General features: G+C 68.8%; 17 protein-coding genes. 14 read left to right on the plus strand and 3 right to left on the minus strand.

What is annotated here, in order from left to right:
• The coding region (locus E1289_RS29505) for a MerR family transcriptional regulator (protein ID WP_131985988.1) at positions 1–383 on the minus strand (383 nt) is incomplete at its 3' end.
• 270 nt (positions 384–653) lie between these two features.
• Here E1289_RS29505 and E1289_RS29510 point away from each other — a divergent pair.
• Complete coding sequence (locus tag E1289_RS29510) at positions 654–2,435, plus strand: sigma-70 family RNA polymerase sigma factor (protein WP_131985990.1); 1,782 nt, start codon at positions 654–656, stop codon at positions 2,433–2,435.
• Positions 2,436–2,637: 202 nt separating this feature from the next.
• Complete coding sequence (locus E1289_RS29515) at positions 2,638–3,825, plus strand: NlpC/P60 family protein (protein ID WP_243713234.1); 1,188 nt, start codon at positions 2,638–2,640, stop codon at positions 3,823–3,825.
• A 191-nt stretch (positions 3,826–4,016) separates the two neighbouring features.
• On the opposite strand, the gene E1289_RS29520 is transcribed toward E1289_RS29515, so the two are convergent.
• On the minus strand, positions 4,017–4,508 hold the full coding sequence (locus E1289_RS29520) for an inorganic diphosphatase (RefSeq protein WP_131985994.1): 492 nt from the start codon (positions 4,506–4,508) through the stop codon (positions 4,017–4,019).
• A 157-nt stretch (positions 4,509–4,665) separates the two neighbouring features.
• Here E1289_RS29520 and dacB point away from each other — a divergent pair, with 157 nt between their 5' ends.
• The 11 genes from dacB to E1289_RS29575 all read left to right on the plus strand — a co-directional run bounded on the left by dacB (position 4,666) and on the right by E1289_RS29575 (position 15,126).
• On the plus strand, positions 4,666–6,057 hold the full coding sequence (dacB, locus tag E1289_RS29525; protein WP_131986013.1) for a D-alanyl-D-alanine carboxypeptidase/D-alanyl-D-alanine-endopeptidase: 1,392 nt from the start codon (positions 4,666–4,668) through the stop codon (positions 6,055–6,057).
• A 116-nt stretch (positions 6,058–6,173) separates the two neighbouring features.
• A complete protein-coding gene (locus E1289_RS29530; RefSeq protein WP_131986015.1) occupies positions 6,174–7,283 on the plus strand; it encodes a zinc-dependent metalloprotease in 1,110 nt (369 codons plus the stop codon).
• An 88-nt stretch (positions 7,284–7,371) separates the two neighbouring features.
• Complete coding sequence (gene tilS, locus E1289_RS29535; RefSeq protein WP_131985996.1) at positions 7,372–8,379, plus strand: tRNA lysidine(34) synthetase TilS; 1,008 nt, start codon at positions 7,372–7,374, stop codon at positions 8,377–8,379.
• Between the two features lie 17 nt (positions 8,380–8,396).
• A complete protein-coding gene (gene hpt, locus E1289_RS29540; RefSeq protein ID WP_131985998.1) occupies positions 8,397–8,960 on the plus strand; it encodes a hypoxanthine phosphoribosyltransferase in 564 nt (187 codons plus the stop codon).
• 350 nt (positions 8,961–9,310) lie between these two features.
• A complete protein-coding gene (gene ftsH / locus E1289_RS29545) occupies positions 9,311–11,317 on the plus strand; it encodes an ATP-dependent zinc metalloprotease FtsH (RefSeq protein WP_131986000.1) in 2,007 nt (668 codons plus the stop codon).
• Between the two features lie 137 nt (positions 11,318–11,454).
• Positions 11,455–12,060 (plus strand): GTP cyclohydrolase I FolE, encoded by a 606-nt coding sequence (gene folE / locus E1289_RS29550; RefSeq protein ID WP_131986017.1) that lies wholly within the window; start codon positions 11,455–11,457, stop codon positions 12,058–12,060.
• A 253-nt stretch (positions 12,061–12,313) separates the two neighbouring features.
• Positions 12,314–13,237, plus strand: coding sequence for a dihydropteroate synthase (folP, locus tag E1289_RS29555; RefSeq protein WP_131986002.1), 924 nt, complete (start codon positions 12,314–12,316; stop codon positions 13,235–13,237).
• The gene (locus E1289_RS29560; protein WP_131986004.1) at positions 13,234–13,671 is read left to right on the plus strand and encodes a nuclear transport factor 2 family protein; all 438 of its coding nucleotides are present in this window, start codon (positions 13,234–13,236) and stop codon (positions 13,669–13,671) included. Before folP ends, E1289_RS29560 begins: the two co-directional genes overlap by 4 nt.
• The gene (gene folB, locus E1289_RS29565) at positions 13,668–14,033 is read left to right on the plus strand and encodes a dihydroneopterin aldolase (RefSeq protein ID WP_184889465.1); all 366 of its coding nucleotides are present in this window, start codon (positions 13,668–13,670) and stop codon (positions 14,031–14,033) included. The genes E1289_RS29560 and folB overlap by 4 nt, the downstream gene beginning before the upstream one ends.
• The gene (folK, locus tag E1289_RS29570; RefSeq protein ID WP_131986006.1) at positions 14,030–14,617 is read left to right on the plus strand and encodes a 2-amino-4-hydroxy-6-hydroxymethyldihydropteridine diphosphokinase; all 588 of its coding nucleotides are present in this window, start codon (positions 14,030–14,032) and stop codon (positions 14,615–14,617) included. The genes folB and folK overlap by 4 nt, the downstream gene beginning before the upstream one ends.
• The gene (locus E1289_RS29575; protein WP_131986008.1) at positions 14,614–15,126 is read left to right on the plus strand and encodes a DUF3180 domain-containing protein; all 513 of its coding nucleotides are present in this window, start codon (positions 14,614–14,616) and stop codon (positions 15,124–15,126) included. Before folK ends, E1289_RS29575 begins: the two co-directional genes overlap by 4 nt.
• Before the next feature lie 20 nt (positions 15,127–15,146).
• Here E1289_RS29575 and E1289_RS29580 read toward each other — a convergent pair whose 3' ends face one another.
• Positions 15,147–16,295 carry an NADH-quinone oxidoreductase subunit D gene (locus E1289_RS29580; protein WP_131986010.1) on the minus strand — a complete coding sequence of 383 codons (1,149 nt, stop codon included), beginning with the start codon at positions 16,293–16,295 and terminating at the stop codon, positions 15,147–15,149.
• A 79-nt stretch (positions 16,296–16,374) separates the two neighbouring features.
• Between E1289_RS29580 and E1289_RS39180 the strand changes: the two genes are divergently transcribed.
• Positions 16,375–17,046 (plus strand): PH domain-containing protein, encoded by a 672-nt coding sequence (locus E1289_RS39180; protein ID WP_207929232.1) that lies wholly within the window; start codon positions 16,375–16,377, stop codon positions 17,044–17,046.
• Positions 17,047–17,211 lie beyond the last annotated feature (165 nt).

Raw genomic sequence — 17,211 nt, forward strand, 5'->3', positions numbered from 1 at the left:
CCCCACCGCCGCAACCGCCCGGCCGTGTTGTGGCCGCCGGGCGGTTGCGGCGGTGGGGCGGTGGCCGGGTAGGGGAGGGCGGCGACCCGTTCGAGGGTCGCATCGGTCACGCCGGTGAGCTCGACCTGGATCTCGGCGATCGAGCGGCCCGCGGCTTGGCGGCGTTTCACCGCGACTAGCTGCAGCAGGTGGCGCGGCCCGTACAGGGCGGTGCGGCCGCGGCGGCCGAGTGGCGGGTCGACCAGGCCGATCGTGGTGTACCAGCGGATCAGCCGTTCGTTGGGAACGTCGCGCACCCGGCCGCTGACCTGTGTGGATCCGTCCACGGCAAGCGCCGCGGCGGCCCGCTCGGCCAGCTCGCTGATCGTCCAGGTGCCTTCCATGGGAAGATGATGACACTGTCACGATGACAGTGTCAACTACCGATGAAGATCCACTTCACCGAGGTCCTGTCCGCGGCCGCCGCGCAGGACGTTCTCCTTCCCGCCTGAAGTCCGGCTCCCGGAACCCCTATTTCGGGCGACTTGGCCAAGTGTCTACAATCGCGACACTTTGCAGATCGCTCTGCAAATGGTGAGAATGGTGGTTGGTGACTGAGTTCGATCTCTTGAATCTGCTAGTAAGGATGGCTTGAACCATTTACCTTCTGGGGCATGGACGTCCATCTGCTGGTCGAGGCGCTGCGCGAACGTGAACCGGACGCCCAGTACGCCGTGTACGACACCTATGCCGACCGGCTCTACGCCTACTGCTGGTTTCAGTTGCGGAACCGGGACGCGGCCCAGGTGGCGTTGCGTGACACGCTCATCCTCGCGGACGCGCACATCGGCAAGCTGCGCGACCCTGGCCGGTTCACACCATGGCTCTACGCCATCGCCAGGCTGGAGTGCGCGCGCAGGCTGCCGCCCAGGGAGCAGCCACCGGACGTACCGGTCGCCAGGCATCAGCAGGACGACGCCGACAAGCGCATCGTCGCTTGGAATGCGGTCCTGGCAATGCCGCCGGACTCCAGGGAGATCCTGGAGTTACGGGTCAGGCACCGGCTTTCGGTTCCCGACCTCGCCGCAGTGTTCGATGTAGCGCTGAAGGACGCGCAGACCACGCTTGAAGGCGCGCACCGCGACCTTGAAGAAGCGTTGACGGCCGAGATGCTCGCCCACCAGGGTCCTTACGGCTGCGCAGAACGTGCCGTACTGCTGAGGCAACGGCACGGCCGGCTTGTCGAGGGCGTGAACCACCAGTTGATGGAGCATGCGGAGAAATGCTCTACCTGCGGTGCCTTCTGTCCCCGGAATGTGTCGGCCGCCAAGGTGTACGGCCTACTGCCGGACACCTATCCATCACCGGAGTTGCGCCTGCGGGTGATGAGCTGCTTCCTTGACCCCGAACTGGTCGGTTACAGGCTCTTCGTCAGCGGCCGGGTGACCGAGTTCACCCCGGACGGGTTTCCCGTCCAGACCCTGGAACCGACCCGTCCACCCCGGGCGCCGAGTTCCGGTGGGCCGTCGTGGCTACGCCGCCTCCGCAGAGTGCTGTCCCCGCCAGAAGAGCGTGGGTTCAGAGCTCATGCCGTCCGTGTCGCCGTGGTGCTGGTTGTGATGGCACTGCTGTCCGGTGGTGGGATCGCCTGCATATACGGGCTCCTGGGGTCCGACAACGCTGACACTGTCGCCGAAGTACGACCGAGAGTGGTGCCCGGCCACTCACGGGCACCCGTGCCCGGACGACGACCCCTGGGCCATCCGGAAAGTGCGGGCTATCTCAACGCCGCCCCGGTGTCGGCCACGTTTCCGCTCGGTGCGAAGGTCTCGTCCGCACCGCCGACCGCGCTGTCGGCATCGCCTCCAGGCTCCGCGCCCACGAACACGAACGTGGCCCTCTCGGCAGGGGCTCCGACCCAAGGCACGCTGACGGTCTCCCCGCTCTTCCTCGACCTGGCGGGAGATTCGGACGGCTCCATCGACCTACGGGCAGAAGGCGGACCGGTCACCTGGAAGGCGGAGCCCCAGAGCGGCATCAGGGTCCACCCCTCGTCGGGACGCCTTGCCGCCGGCCACAGCGTCACCGTCCGCGTCCACATCTCGCGCCGGTCGAACTCCCAGGGGGACGGCACCATCACGTTCCAGCCCGGCGGAAGCCAGGTGCACGTCACCTGGCGACCCGACGCCCCGAACCCTGACCCGACGCCTAACCCGGACCCGACACCGACGCACTCCGGCCCCACGGACCCGTCCACACCGCCGGGGACGCAGCGTCCCGAACATCCGTCTCCGCCCAGGACGAAGCCGTCGTCACCCTCAGGCTCACCGCCCTCTGAGTCGTCGCCTTCCGCGCCACCGCCGTCCAAGACAGAGCCGGATCCTCCGCCGTCCGCAGCAGAGCCGCCACCCACTACGCCGACCTCTTCCGGGGCGAGCCCGACATCCACCTCCTGACGGGAGTGGCGCGTACCCACCATTGCCTCACTCAACTACTCTTCGTGGGTGATCATTTGCGCTAAGTAGTGTCGCCCGGGGGGAGGACGTGCTCATGGCACCTGGTGCAGCAGAGGCTCGCCGCGCGACCTCGCCTCCTCTCAGGAGATCCTCCTTTTCCCGTGGCAGGGCGCTACGACTGGCCGCCTTCTCCTCCACCGCGTTGATCGGGCTGAGCCTGCTGGCACCGGCCGCTTCCGCGCGTCCCAGCGCCGCTGATCCCGCCCCCAGCGCGGAGGACGTTGAGCGCAGCGAGCAGCAGGTCAGGGCTCGGGCCGCCGAGGTCGGCCGGACGAAGGCCAAGCTCGCACAGGCGGACGGTGAACTCGACCGGCTGGCCGTCGCCGCCGCGGCGGCCGTGGAGCGCTACAACGGCGAACGGCTCGCTCAGCAACGCTCCCAGCAGGCCCATGAGGACGCCCAAGCGCGGCTGGCGGCCGCGAACGGATGGCTGGAGGAGGCGCGCACCGGGCTGGCCTCGCTCGCCGCTCAGCTTTACCGGAACAACACCGGCTATGACCAGATCTCGTCGGCGCTCGTCGGTGACGGGGGGCCGCAGGGCTTCATGGACCGTGCCGCGATGGCGGAGATGCTCGTCAAGAGACGCACCGCGATGGTCGGCCGCGTGGAGGCGTCCAAGAACGTCGCCGATGTGTTCCGCCGCCAGGCGGAGAAGGCGCTCGGCGAGCAGCAGGCGGCGACGGAGCGGGCCGAGGAGGCCCGGCGGCTGGCGCAGGACGCGGTGGCCAGGCAACAGGAGTCCGTGCACCGCATAGAGGCGAAGAAGCGGCACCTAGAACGCGGGCTTGGGGCAGCCCAAGCTCGAAGCGCCCGGCTCAAGCGCGCGCGGGAACGGGCATCGGAGAAGGCGAAGGCACACGAAGCCCACGCAACCCTCGCAAATCCAGGACGACCCAGTGCAGAGGGGCCGACCACTTCGGCTGCGCGGGGAGTGGTCGCGGTACGGGCCGCGCTCAAATGGCTGGGCACGCCCTACTCCTGGGGCGGCGGAACCACAGCCGGCCCTAGCCACGGCATAGCGCAGGGTGCCGGAATCCGCGGCTTCGACTGCTCGGGCTTGGCGATGTACGCGTGGCACAAGGCCGGAGTGGCCCTCGACCACTGGACCGGAACGCAGTGGACCTCGGGCCCGCACGTCCCCATCGACGCCCTACGTCCGGGTGACCTCGTCTTTTTCGCCAAGGACACGTCCGACCCGGCCACCATCCACCACGTGGGCATCTACGTCGGCGAGGGACAGATGGTGGAGGCGCCCTACACAGGCGGGCGGGTGCGCGTCTCCAGCATCCACCGAGGGGACCTGATCGGTGCGACCCGCCCCTCCGGGTGATCGCGCGGGGAGTGTGGAAGGCGGGAACCCTTCCGCGCGGTCACCCGTGCGGAAGGGTTCCTCGCGAGTCGTGTCGCGTGGGCGCGGGAGCGGATCGGCGTCCCTCGCGACTTCCGGCCGCGTGCCCGGGCCCGCCGGTGCGGTGCAGCCGGTCGGCGGACCAGGGGTCCGGGCGGCCGGGCGTGCGGTGCTCAGTGGCCGCCCTGGTCCGACACGCGCTTGAGGGACCGCTCGATCTCCAGTTCCGCCTCGACACGCCCCACCCAGCTGGCGCCCTCGACGGACTTGCCCGGCTCCAGGTCTTTGTAGACCTCGAAGAAGTGCTGGATCTCCAGCCTGTCGAACTCGGCCACGTGGTGGATGTCGCGCAGATGCTCCATGCGGGGGTCGGTGGAGGGGACGCACAGGACCTTGTCATCACCACCGGCCTCGTCGGTCATCCGGAACATCCCCACGGCGCGGCAGCGGATGAGGCAGCCGGGGAACGTCGGCTCCTGCAGGAGGACCAGCGCGTCGAGCGGGTCGCCGTCCTCACCGAGGGTGTTCTCGATGAACCCGTAGTCGGCCGGGTACTGCGTCGAGGTGAACAGCATGCGGTCGAGCCTGATGCGCCCGGTCTCGTGGTCCACCTCGTACTTGTTCCGCTGGCCCTTCGGGATCTCAATGGTGACGTCGAAATCCAAGATGTCCTCCGCTCCCTGCGCGCTGCAGTGAATAGTCTTTCGGGAACCCGTGGGCGAGGCCGTCCACACAGGGTGTTCCCTTGTCTAAGGATGTCGCACGTTGGTGAGTGCTGAGTGGGAGAGGGGCGGTCACGTGCCTGGACGGGGCCGTGCCCTCATGGTCCTGTCGCTGTCCCTCCTTAACGTTTTCACCGTCACCGCCGGGCTGGCAGTGGCCAAACTCACACCCGACCGTCACCTGTCTCCGCAGCCGCCCAGCGTGGCGGAGCGTGACCTCGTGCAGGCCGCCTCGGCGGCGATCTCGCCGGCCGATCCGGGGTCGGGTCCGCTGCCGGACGCGTCCACCCTGGCCGGACGGCTGTCGGGGATCATCGGCGGCCCCCGCGCGAAGATCAACGCCGTTGTGATCGACGCGGCGACCGGCCGTTCCCTGTTCGAGAGGCAGGCCGACCGGCCCGCCACCCCGGCCTCGACGACGAAGCTGGTGACGTCGGTGGCGGCGCTGGCGTCGCTCGGACCCGCGCACAGGATCACCACTCAGGTCGTGCAAGGCGGGGGTGGCCGAATCGTACTGGTCGGAGGCGGGGATCCTACCTTGACGGCGATACCGCCGCGTCCTGAGGCCGGCCATCCGCCGTTTGCGTCGCTCCAGGAGCTGGCTCAGCAGACGGTCACGGCGTTGAAGGCATCCGGCGTGCAGCAGGTGCGTGTCGATTACGACGCGTCCGCTTACGAAGGTCCTCGCATCGCCGCAGGGTGGAAACCCAATTACGTTCCGGACGGCGAGGTCGCTCCAGTCGCCGCCCTGATGGTCGACGAGGGGCGTGTGTCTCCAGGAGATCCGTCCAAGCGGTCACGGGTTTCCGATCCGCCTGCCGCCGCCGCGAAGCTCTTCGCACGGTTCCTGTCCGAGAACGGGTTGAGCGCGAAGCCAGGACGAAGGACGGTCGCGCAGGAGGGAGCGGCGCAGCTCGGCGCCGTCCAGTCACCGCCGATGTCCGCGCTCGTGGAGCACTTGATGACCGAGAGCGACAACGACGTCGCCGAGGCGGTGGCCAGGCAGGTCGCCATCCATCTGGGGCGTCCGGCGACGTTCGCCGACTCCGCCCAGGCCGTGGGCCAGGTCCTCGTGGGGCTGGGAGTGGCGGCAGGGATCTCGCTTAACGACGGCAGCGGGTTGTCCACGCGCAACCGCATCACGCCCCAGGCACTCGCCGAGATCGCCTCGCTCGCCGCAGGCGAGGACCACCCGGAACTCCGGTCCGCCATCACCGGGCTGCCGGTCGCCGGGTTCTCCGGGACGCTGAGTCCTCCGCGCTTCACCTCGGCGCTCAGCCGGCCAGGCGTCGGGACGGTTCGCGCCAAGACCGGCACCCTGGCGGGCGTCAGCACGCTGGCCGGGCTGGCCCAGGACGCGGACGGCCGATTGCTCGCCTTCGCCTTCATGGCGGGGGACGGCGAGGGGCCGGTCGACCCCGGGAAGCTCGACCGGCTCGCCGCCGTCGTCGCCGCCTGCGGTTGCGGCAACGCGCCGTCAGCCGGGGGCTGATCCGGGTGTGGGCCGGGTCATATGGGAGATAACCAGGACGGTTGTTCGTTGAACGACCGTGCAGGGGCGCTCCGGCGCCGCGTCCGAAACGTACGGTGGAGTACATGAGCGCCTCAATGATCGACTGGAACGTGGCGGTCCAGGCCGGGACCCGGCTCGTCAGGCCGGGGCCGCAGGTCAGCCATGCCGAGGCTCGTGAGGCCGTGACGGAACTGCGCGAGCTGTCGAAGCTCGCCCACGGCCATGTGCGGGACTTCACCGGCATGGCCTCGGAGCTCGATCCGGATCCCGCGACGGTCGTGGACAGGCCCGGCTGGATCCGGGCGAACGTGGACGGCTTCCGCGTGGTGCTCGAACCGCTCATGGAGCAGATGTCGGCGCGGCGTGGCCCCGGCCCTCTCGGTGGTGCGGGCAACGTCATGGTGCAGGCCGTCGGTTCCCGCGTGACCGGCATGCAGGTCGGCGCGATTCTCGCGTACATGGCCAGCCGTGTGCTGGGACAGTACGAGCTGTTCCTGCCGCCGGACCCGTCCGGCCGGGCGCCGACCGGGAGGCTGACGCTGGTCGCGCCCAACATCGTCCATGTCGAGCAGGAGCTCGGTGTGGATTCGCGTGACTTCCGGCTCTGGGTCTGCCTCCACGAGGAGACGCATCGTGCCCAGTTCACCGGTGTCCCATGGCTGCGCGAGTACGTGCAGGACCAGATGACCCAGTTCCTGCTCGCGTCCGACCTCGACCCAGGCGTCATGCTGGACCGCATCCGGGACGCGGCGGAAGCCGTCGCGGACGCCGTTCGTGGCGGCGACTCCAATCTCATCGACGCGATCCAGAGCCCGGAGCAGCGCGAGATCCTTGACCGTCTCACCGCGGTGATGACGCTGGTCGAAGGGCACGGCGACTACGTGATGGACGCGGTCGGTCCCGAGGTGGTGCCGTCGGTCAAGCAGATCCGGGCCCGGTTCCAGGGACGGCGTGACGGTGGTTCCAGGCTCGACAAGACGATCCGACGCCTCCTGGGCATCGACCTGAAGATGAAGCAGTACGCGGAGGGTTCGCGGTTCGTCCGGCGGGTCGCCACCGAAGTCGGCATGAGCGGGTTCAACCAGGTGTGGCAGTCGCCGGAGACGCTGCCCACGCACGACGAGATCAAGGAGCCGGCCCTGTGGATGGACAGGGTCCTGGGTCCCCGCGCCATTGACGCGCCCCCCGAGGCGAACGAAGCCTGACCCCGAGGCGGAGCCTGACCCCCGCGACGGTCACCCGGGCCTCGGCGTGCCGCGCGTATCGGGCGCCACGTGGTGGTAAAGGTCTTCCATGGGGCCTGATCCGGCGGTGGCCGCGGTACGTCTCGCGGTGCGTCGCGTCCTGGAGGAACTTCCCGAAGGGGCGATGGTGCTCGCCGCGTGCAGCGGAGGCGCCGACTCTCTGGCGCTGGCCGGTGCGCTGGCGTTCGAGGCTCCCAGAGCGGGACGCCAGGCCGGAGGTGTCACGATCGACCATGGGCTGCAAGCCGGCTCGGGCGAGCGTGCCGACGCCGTAGTACGCACCATGGCCGACCTGGGCCTGGACCCTTCCGGATCGATCGCGGTCACCGTGGACGGGACAGGCGGACCAGAGAACGCCGCCAGGGAGGCCCGCTACACCGCCCTTGACGAGGCCGCAGAGCGGCTGGGAGCCGCAACCGTACTCCTGGGGCACACCCAGGACGATCAGGCCGAAACCGTCCTGCTCGGGCTGGCGCGTGGTTCAGGAACCCGATCGCTGTCCGGCATGCCGGCCGAGTTCCGACGCCGATCCGGCGTGCTCTATCTGAGGCCCCTGCTGGAGCTCGACCGCGCGACCACCCGCAGGGCATGCAAGGCGATGGGGCTGGAGCCATGGGACGATCCACACAACATCGACCCCGCCTATGCACGCGTACGTGTGCGCCATGAAGCGCTACCCGTCCTGGAGAAGACGCTTGGCCCCGGTGTAGCGGAGGCACTGGCACGGACGGCGAAAATGCTGCGCGAAGACGCCGACTACCTGGAACAGGTCGCCGCACGCGCCTTCACAGACCTGGAAGCCCCCGACGACGGGGAGCGCGTGGCCCTCCGTCTGGACGGGCTGAAGGAACAGCCCGGGGCCGTCCGTACCCGGGTCCTGCGGATGGCCGCGCTCAAAGCGGGCAGCCCAGCGGGTACGCTCGCGGCCGTCCATGTCGATGCAGTGGATCGACTGGTCACGGCCTGGCGCGGGCAGCGGCACGTAGACCTGCCCGGCGGGGTACGGGCCGTCCGGCGGTATGGGAAGCTGCTGTTCGGCCGGACGGGCGAGGTCTGAACGATGAGGGTGTGGTTGTGGACGAGAAGGACCTGGGCACGGACCTGGCGAAGGTGCTGATCCCCGAGGAGGACCTGCAGGCCAAGGTGCGGGAGCTCGCCGAGCAGATCGACGCCGACTACGCGGGCAAGGACCTTCTTCTGGTGGGCGTCCTGAAGGGCGCCGTCATGATCATGGCGGACCTCGCGCGGGCCCTGCACACGCCCGCCTCGATGGACTGGATGGCCGTTTCGTCCTACGGCTCGGGAACGAAGTCCTCAGGGGTCGTGCGCATCCTCAAGGACCTCGACACCGACATCCTCGACCGGCACGTCCTGATCGTGGAGGACATCGTCGACTCGGGCCTGACCCTGTCGTGGCTGGTGAGCAACCTGCGTTCGCGCGATCCCGCCTCGCTGGAGATCTGCGCGCTGCTGCGCAAGCCGGAGGCGGTCAAGGCCGACGTCGACGTGAAGTACGTCGGGTTCGACATCCCCAACGAGTTCGTCATCGGCTACGGGCTCGACTACGCCGAGAAATACCGGAACCTGCCGTTCGTCGGCACGCTCGCCCCGCACGTCTATGGTGGGGACGGCGCCTAGAAGGCCCCTGCACAGAGGCCCGTACACCGTGCAGCCCAGGGCATACGAGCCGCCTCTAGGGAACAAGGGACCGTGACGAATCGTTGCAAAGGTCGTTGACGGGTATATGGAGGGGATGCAGGAGAACAGCGTCGGCTGCGTCTTCTGCGCCCTGCGGTGTACCGTCGGTGTCCCGGACCCTTGGGTCGGGGAGCCACACGGAAGCCGCTGCGATGGGTCCGGAGCCCCCGGGTGACGGACTTCTCGTGAGTCGCACTGTTGGTCGCCCCGGCATCCGTCCCCCGGGACGGACGAGGATCGTACACAGACGTTGGTCAGGAGGGACGGGCCCCGGAGGGGTAACCGGATAAATGGACGTGAAGCGCTACTTTCGCGGGCCGCTGCTGTGGATCCTGCTGTTCGGCCTCCTGGTCGCCCTTCTCATGTGGGGCATCAACCCTGGCCCTTCCTACGAGAAGGTCGACACATCGAAGGTCGTGCAGGAGATCAACGCGGGACAGGTGAAGTCCGCCAAGATCATTGACAAGGACCAGCGAATCGAGCTGACGCTCAACAACGGTGAGCACCAGCAGACGTCCTGGGTCGGGGGCCAGGGGCACCAGCTCCAGCAGGCGCTGCAGAAGCAGGCGGACGCGGGCAAGCTGTCCGGCGGCTACGACGTCGAGGTCCCGCAGCAGAGCTTCCTCATGAACCTGCTGTTCAGTCTGTTGCCCATCATCATCATCGTGCTGATCTTCCTGTTCATCATGAACCAGATGCAGGGCGGCGGCTCGCGGGTGATGAACTTCGGCAAGTCCAAGGCCAAGCTCATCACCAAGGACACCCCGAAGACCACCTTCGCCGACGTGGCCGGCGCGGACGAGGCCCTGGAGGAACTGGAGGAGATCAAGGACTTCCTCCAGAACCCGGCCAAGTTCCAGTCGATCGGCGCCAAGATTCCCAAGGGCGTGCTCCTGTACGGCCCGCCGGGCACCGGTAAGACGCTCCTGGCAAGGGCCGTGGCCGGTGAGGCCGGGGTGCCGTTCTACTCGATCTCCGGTTCGGACTTCGTCGAGATGTTCGTCGGTGTCGGCGCCTCCCGCGTCCGCGACCTGTTCGAGCAGGCCAAGACCAACGCCCCCTCGATCATCTTCATCGACGAGATCGACGCCGTCGGCCGGCACCGCGGCGCGGGTCTCGGCGGCGGCCACGACGAGCGCGAGCAGACCCTCAACCAGCTCCTGGTCGAGATGGACGGCTTCGACGTCAAGGGCGGCGTGATCCTGATCGCCGCGACGAACCGTCCCGACATCCTGGACCCGGCGCTCCTGCGCCCCGGCCGGTTCGACCGCCAGGTCACCGTGGACCGCCCGGACCTGGAGGGCCGCAAGGGCATCCTGAAGGTGCACGGCCGCGGCAAGCCGTTCGCCCCCGACGTCGACCTCGACACGATCGCGCGGCGCACCCCCGGCTTCACCGGCGCCGACCTGGCCAACGTGATCAACGAGGCCGCGCTGCTGAGCGCGCGCTTCGACCGCAAGCTGATCGACATGGACACCCTTGAGGAGTCGATCGACCGCGTCATGGCCGGGCCGGAGAAGAAGACCCGGGTGATGTCGGAGAAGGAAAAGAAGATCATCGCCTACCACGAGGGCGGGCACGCGCTGGTGGCGCACGCGCTGCCGAACTCCGACCCCGTGCACAAGGTGACGATCCTTCCGCGTGGGCGGGCCCTGGGCTACACCATGACCCTCCCGATGGAGGACAAGTTCCTCACCACCCGCTCGGAGATGACCGACCAGCTTGCCATGCTGCTCGGCGGGCGCACCGCGGAGGAGCTCGTGTTCCACGAGCCGACGACGGGTGCGGCCAACGACATCGAGAAGGCCAGCGCGATCGCCCGCAAGATGGTGACCGAGTACGGCATGAGCGAACGCCTGGGGGCGCGCAAGTTCGGCTCCGGCCAGGGTGAGGTCTTCCTTGGGCGCGACATGGGGCACGAGCGTGACTACTCCGAGGACATAGCGTCCGCCATTGACGACGAGGTCCGCCGCTACATCGAGGCCGCGCACGACACGGCGTGGGAAATCCTCATGGAGTACCGGGACGTCCTGGACGAGCTGGTGGTCAACCTGATGGACAAGGAGACCCTCTCCAAGGACATGGTGCTGGAGATCTTCGCGCCGATCCAGAAGCGGCCGCACCAGAACTCCTACACCGGCTACGGCAAGCGCCTCCCGTCCGACCGTCCGCCCATCCTGACGCGCAAGGAACTGGCGCTCATGGGCCCCCAGGAGGTCACCGACCTGACCAAGGGCAACGGCCAGAGCGGTGGGGTCGGCGCGGAGGTCAAAGACCCGGCCCCAGGCGAAAGCTGACCGCCTTGGCTGATCCGCAAGACGAGACGTCGACGCATGGCGAACCTGGGGGCGGGGCACCGTCCCCAGGTCCGTCCCTCGGTTCGCAGTCGGGCCGGCAGTCGGACGAGGCCGCGCGGGACGCGGGGCGTGCGTTCATCGAGGGTGAGGCAAGCATCCTGGAGGAGCCGCCAGGCTTCGATCACGCGCGGATCGAGAAGGCGGTGCGCGAGATCCTGATCGGCATCGGGGAGGACCCCGACCGGGACGGCCTCCGCGAGACGCCCGCCAGGGTGGCGCGGGCGTACGCCGAGCAGTTCGCCGGCCTGCGGCAGACGCCGGAGGATGCCCTCACGACGGTGTTCGACGCCGACCACGAGGAAATGGTCCTGGTCAAGGACATCGAGGTCTACTCCGTGTGCGAGCACCACCTGGTCCCCTTCCACGGGGTGGCCCACGTGGGGTACACGCCCAACAAGAAGGGCCAGATCACCGGTCTGTCGAAGCTGGCACGGCTGGTGGACGTGTACGCGCGTCGCCCGCAGGTGCAGGAACGGCTGACCAGCCAGGTGGCGGATGCGCTGATGCGGGTGCTGGAGCCGCGGGGCGCGATCGTGGTGATCGAGGCCGAGCACCTGTGCATGACCATGCGCGGAGTGCGGAAGCCGGGCGCCAAGACGGTCACGTCGGCGGTGCGCGGCGACTTCCGTGATCATGCGGAGACGCGGTCCGAGGCGATGAGCCTGATTCTCGGTCGCTACTGACCGACCGCCCCGAAGTCGGGGTGGACGAACGTCTGAACGGGCCTCAGCGTCGCGCTGAGGCCCTTCTGCTGCCACCGGACGAGCGCCGCGGCGGCCGGAGTGACGGAACGGGCCGGGGTGCGGCGTGTGCCGGGTGTGACGACGGCGGGCACGCCGGTGCGGCGGAGGCGGGCGCCCCGTGTCGCGAGGGCCGTGAACGGCGGTGAAGGCGCCGCGGCTACGGGTTTGGGATCAAGGCATAGGGTTGGGTGTCATGACCAGTGCCGTCGTTCCGGGCCTGCCCGCCCCTGGGCGGTGCCTCGTCATGGGCGTGGTCAACGTGACCCCGGATTCGTTCTCCGATGGTGGCGCCTGGTTCGACCCGGACAAGGCCATCCGGCACGGCCTTGACCTTGTCGCTGAGGGCGCCGACATCGTGGACGTGGGTGGTGAATCCACCCGGCCTGGCGCGCAGCGTGTGTCGCAGGACGAGGAACTGCGTCGCGTGGTGCCCGTCATAGAGGCGCTTGTTGCCGGCAACGTTCCGGTGAGCATCGACACCATGCGCGCCGAGGTCGCTGAGGCCGCGCTGGGTGCTGGAGCCCGGCTGGTGAACGACGTCAGCGGCGGCCTCGCCGATCCGGCCATGCCGCGTGTGGTCGCCGCGACGGGCGTCCCCTACGTGGTGATGCACTGGCGGGGCCACAGCCACGACATGCAGACGCGTGCCATCTACGCCGACGTTGTCCGTGAGGTGCGCGACGAACTGCTGCGCAGGGTCGACGCCGTACTCAGGGAGGGCGTCGATCCCTCCATGATCGTGCTGGATCCTGGGCTGGGGTTCGCGAAGAGCCCGGAGGCGGGGCACAACTGGTCGCTGCTGGCTCACCTGGACGCTTTCACGGGCACCGGGCATCCGGTCCTGGTGGGCGCGTCCCGCAAAGGGTTCCTGACCAGGTTGCTCGCCGATTCCGACGGGACACCGCGCCCGTTCGGCGAATGCGACGACGCCACCGTGGCCGTCACGTCCCTGGTGGCGGCGGCCGGTGCGTGGTGTGTGCGCGTCCACCGCGTCCGGCCGAACGCGGACGCGGTTCGTGTGGCGGCCGCCATGCGCGCGGCACGTCCCGCCCATGAAGACAGCTTCGGAAAAGCCGCGGCGGACGGTCGCGCAGAACACGGGAGTCCCCGCCTATGAGCCGTGCCGTGAACCGCGCCGATGTGGACGAGGTCCACGCCGAGTTCTACGCCGCGTTCGAGGCCGGGGACTTCGACCGCATGTCGGACGTATGGGCGGACGGCCCGTACGCGGACGGCGTCTCCTGCGTGCACCCCGGCTGGACGATGCTGCGCGGGCGTGAGGAAGTGCTCCGTTCCTGGGCGCTCATCATGGCCAACACGACCTACATCCAGTTCGTGCTCACCGACGTCGAGACCGACGTGTACGGCGACCACGCAGTGGTGACGTGCAAGGAGAACGTTCTCACCGCCGACGAGGACACCGAGGCCGGTTTCCTCGCCGGCGGAAGCATCGTGGCCACGAACGTGTTCGTCCGGTCGGAGGGGGAGTGGCGGCTTCTGCTGCACCATGGCTCGCCCGTCCTCAACGTCGTGGATGCAGAGGAAGAATGAGCTTGGACCACATCGAGCTGCGCGGCCTACGCGCGCGTGGCAGGCACGGATGCCTGCCCGCGGAACGCGAGCTGGGGCAGGAGTTCGTGGTGGACGCCGTCCTCGGCCTGGACACCCGCCCGGCGGCGGCCGGGGACGACCTCTCGCGTACCGTCGATTACGGAGCACTCGCCGGCCGCCTGGTCGCCGTCATCGAGGGGGAGCCCGTCAACCTCCTTGAAACGCTCGCCGACCGGCTGGCGACAATATGTCTGGAAGATGCGACGGTGAGCGAGGTCGAGATCACCGTCCACAAGCCGAGCGCCCCGGTGCCGCACCCCTTCACGGACATCGCCGTGAAGATCAGGAGGAGTCGCCCATGACAGCGTCCGACCGCATGCCCGACCGCACCGCCACCGGCGGCCACATGCTGGTCCAGCACCGCGTCGTTTTCTCGATCGGCAGCAACCTAGGCGACCGCATGGACAACATCCAGGAGGCGGTGGACGCGCTGTTCGACGCACCGGGCCTGCACTTTGTGGCGTTCTCCCCGGTCTACGAGACCACGCCGTACGCGCCGCCCGGAGAGACCCTCCCCGAACAGGGCGACTTTCTCAATGTCGTGCTGGTGGCCGATACCCGCCTGCCCCCGGAGAACCTCCTCGAACGCGTTTTGAACATCGAGACGTCGATGCGCAGGGAGCGCGAGGTGCGCTGGGGCCCCCGCACACTCGACATCGACATCGTCGTCTTCGGCGACGTCACGTCCGACGACCCCGATCTGACGCTCCCGCACCCCCGCGCGCACGAGAGGGCGTTCGTGCTCGTCCCCTGGGCCGACATCGAGCCGGACGTTCTGCTCCCCGGGCATGGCCGCGTCGGTGACCTCGCCCATGCCAAGCAGTCCGAGGGTGGTCCGTCGGCCGTTCGCCGCCGGGAGGACCTGGTCCTTCAGCAGCCTGCATGAAACCGTCCCGGCCGCTGTTCCTCATCGCCCTCGTGGTCGTCGTCGCGGTGGTCACCTGGGCGGTGCTGCGTTCCGCCTACCTGTCGCTGCCGCCGCTGCCGTGGACGGCGGTGCCGACGCTGTTGCTGCTCGCCCTGGGCGAGGCTTTCACGGGCCTGAACGTGCTGCGCCGCCTCCGCAGCAAGCCGGAGGAGCGGTACCGCCCCCGGCCCGGCCGGAAACCGCCGCCCAAGCCGCTGGAGCCCATGGCGGTGGCCCGGCTGGCCGCCCTGGGCAAGGCCAGCGCGCACTCCGCGGCGGTCATCGCGGGCGTGTTCGGCGGATTCGCCGTCAGCCTGACCTCGTCCCTCGACAAGGCGACCCCTCGCCACGACTTCTTTGTCAGCGGTGGCACCTTCCTGGCGGCGGTCGTCCTGGTGGGGGCCGCGGTCTTCCTGGAGTACGCGTGCCGCGTCCCCAAGGGCCCGGACGACGAGCAACACGGCCCAGGCGCCTCCCGGGCGGGTTGACTACAGGCTCTGGGGCAGGGCTATTTGTCGATGTCGCCGACGACGAAGAACATGGAGCCCAGGATGGCGATCATGTCGGCGACCAGGGTGCCGGGCAGGAGTTCCTTCAGGACCTGGATGTTGTTGAACGACGCGGACCGCAGCTTCATTCGCCACGGGACCTTCTCCCCACGCGACACTAGGTAGTAGCCGTTGATGCCCAGCGGGTTCTCCGTCCAGGCGTACGTGTGGCCCTCCGGAACCTTCAGTACCTTCGGCAGCCGCTGGTTGATGGGGCCGGGGGGAAGTTCGGCCAGGCGGTCGAGGCAGGCGTCGGCGAGGTCGAGGGACGCGTGGACTTGGTCGAGCAGGCACTCGAACCGTGCTAGGCAGTCACCCTCGGACCGGGTGACCACCCGAACGTCGAGGTCGCCGTAGGCGAGATACGGCTCGTCCCTGCGCAGGTCGAAATCCAGTCCAGATGCGCGCGCGATGGGGCCTGACACCCCGTACTGCAGGATCTGCTCTTGCGTGAGTACTCCGACGCCTCGTGTCCGTGCACGGAAGATCTCGTTGCCCATGATGATGTCGTCGATGTCGCCCATACGGGCACGGACGTCGGAGACCGCGGTCCGCGCGCGCGCCGTCCAACCGGCGGGGAGTTCCTCCTTGAGCCCTCCGACGCGGTTGAACATGTAGTGCATCCGCCCGCCGGAGATCTCCTCCATGACGCGCTGCAATACCTCACGCTCACGGAACGCGTAGAAGACCGGCGTGATGGCGCCCATCTCAAGGGGATACGAGCCGAGGAACATCAGGTGGTTGAGAATCCGGTTGAGTTCCGCCAGCAGCGTCCTCGTCCATACGGCGCGGACCGGGACCTCCATGCCGAGCATGCGTTCCACGGCGAGGACGACACCGAGCTCACTGGAGAACGCCGACAGCCAGTCATGGCGGTTCGCCAGCACGATGATCTGCCGGAAGTCGCGGACCTCGAAGAGCTTCTCCGCTCCGCGGTGCATGTAGCCGACGATGGGTTCGGCCGCCGAGATGCGCTCGCCGTCCAAGGCGAGCTTGAGCCGGAGCACCCCGTGCGTGGACGGGTGCTGGGGGCCGATGTTCAGGGTCATGTCCTCGGTGGCGAGCTCCTTGGCGCCCGCACCGATCCCGACGATCCGTTCGGTGGTCATGGTCGCGCCTCCGCAGCTCCGATCACGGCTTCATGGTCGCATGGCGAGCGGTACTCGTTATCCGGTTGACTAGGGGGCGATGAACGCGAGCCATGGCGAACCGCCTTACGAGCCCGCCGCCAACCCTGGACAGCAGGGAGCGGCGCACCCGCCCCCGCCGTCGGGCCAGGGGCATGGCGGTCGGCCGCCAGGCCAACCCGGTCAAGTACCGGCACACTACCCGCCGCACCAGCCGTCGTCCGGACCGCCCGTCTATCAGGCGGAACAGGCGTTCGCGCCCGGCGGCGGCCTCCAGTGGTCGCACATATCCAAACGCCACGGCTGGCACAGGCTCCTCACCGCGGTCCTCTGGGCGATGCCGATCGGCGGGGTGGGCGCGTTCATCGTCTGGGGCAACGGTGGCCTCGTACCCGCCGTCATGTCGATCGCCGCCGTCGGTCTGGGGGTCGTCCTCACCTGGCTACTGGCCGAACTGGACCGCCGGACGTACGGGTACGTCGAGCGAGCGGACGACCTCATAGTCACTCATGGAGTCTTCGTCAGGCGCCTTATCGTCGTCCCGTACGGGCGGATGCAGTTCGTGGACGTCACGGCGGGGCTCCTGGAGAGGTGGATGGGCATCGCCACCGTCCGGCTGCACACCGCCGCGGCGGCGACGGACGCGACCATCCCGAGCCTGCCGACCACTGAGGCCGCCCTCCTGCGCGACCGACTCGCGCAGAAGGGTGAGGAACGGAGCATGGGGCTATGAGCGGCCCCTATGGCCCGCCCGGCCCACCCGGGCCTTACGGCCCGTACGGTCCGCAAGGCCGTCCGGGTCCTCCAGGTCCTCCAGGTCCCCCGCGGCCTCCCGTGCCACAGGGGCGTCCTGGGCCTCCCTACGGCCCGCGTCCGCCGTATGGACCACCGACTGGCC

Source organism: Actinomadura sp. 6K520, assembly GCF_004349245.1.
Classification (GTDB): Bacteria; Actinomycetota; Actinomycetes; order Streptosporangiales; family Streptosporangiaceae; genus Spirillospora.

Bases quoted from the DNA above. Each gene is read 5' to 3' on its own strand.
- E1289_RS29560 (WP_131986004.1), top strand. From the start codon at position 13,234: ATGAGCCGTGCCGTGAACCGCGCCGATGTGGACGAGGTCCACGCCGAG.
- folK (WP_131986006.1), top strand. From the start codon at position 14,030: ATGACAGCGTCCGACCGCATGCCCGACCGCACCGCCACCGGCGGCCAC.
- folP (WP_131986002.1), top strand. From the start codon at position 12,314: ATGACCAGTGCCGTCGTTCCGGGCCTGCCCGCCCCTGGGCGGTGCCTC.
- ftsH (WP_131986000.1), top strand. From the start codon at position 9,311: ATGGACGTGAAGCGCTACTTTCGCGGGCCGCTGCTGTGGATCCTGCTG.
- folB (WP_184889465.1), top strand. From the start codon at position 13,668: ATGAGCTTGGACCACATCGAGCTGCGCGGCCTACGCGCGCGTGGCAGG.
- dacB (WP_131986013.1), top strand. From the start codon at position 4,666: ATGGTCCTGTCGCTGTCCCTCCTTAACGTTTTCACCGTCACCGCCGGG.
- E1289_RS29580 (WP_131986010.1), bottom strand. From the start codon at position 16,295: ATGACCACCGAACGGATCGTCGGGATCGGTGCGGGCGCCAAGGAGCTC.
- E1289_RS29510 (WP_131985990.1), top strand. From the start codon at position 654: ATGGACGTCCATCTGCTGGTCGAGGCGCTGCGCGAACGTGAACCGGAC.
- E1289_RS29575 (WP_131986008.1), top strand. From the start codon at position 14,614: ATGAAACCGTCCCGGCCGCTGTTCCTCATCGCCCTCGTGGTCGTCGTC.
- E1289_RS39180 (WP_207929232.1), top strand. From the start codon at position 16,375: ATGAACGCGAGCCATGGCGAACCGCCTTACGAGCCCGCCGCCAACCCT.
- E1289_RS29530 (WP_131986015.1), top strand. From the start codon at position 6,174: ATGATCGACTGGAACGTGGCGGTCCAGGCCGGGACCCGGCTCGTCAGG.
- tilS (WP_131985996.1), top strand. From the start codon at position 7,372: ATGGGGCCTGATCCGGCGGTGGCCGCGGTACGTCTCGCGGTGCGTCGC.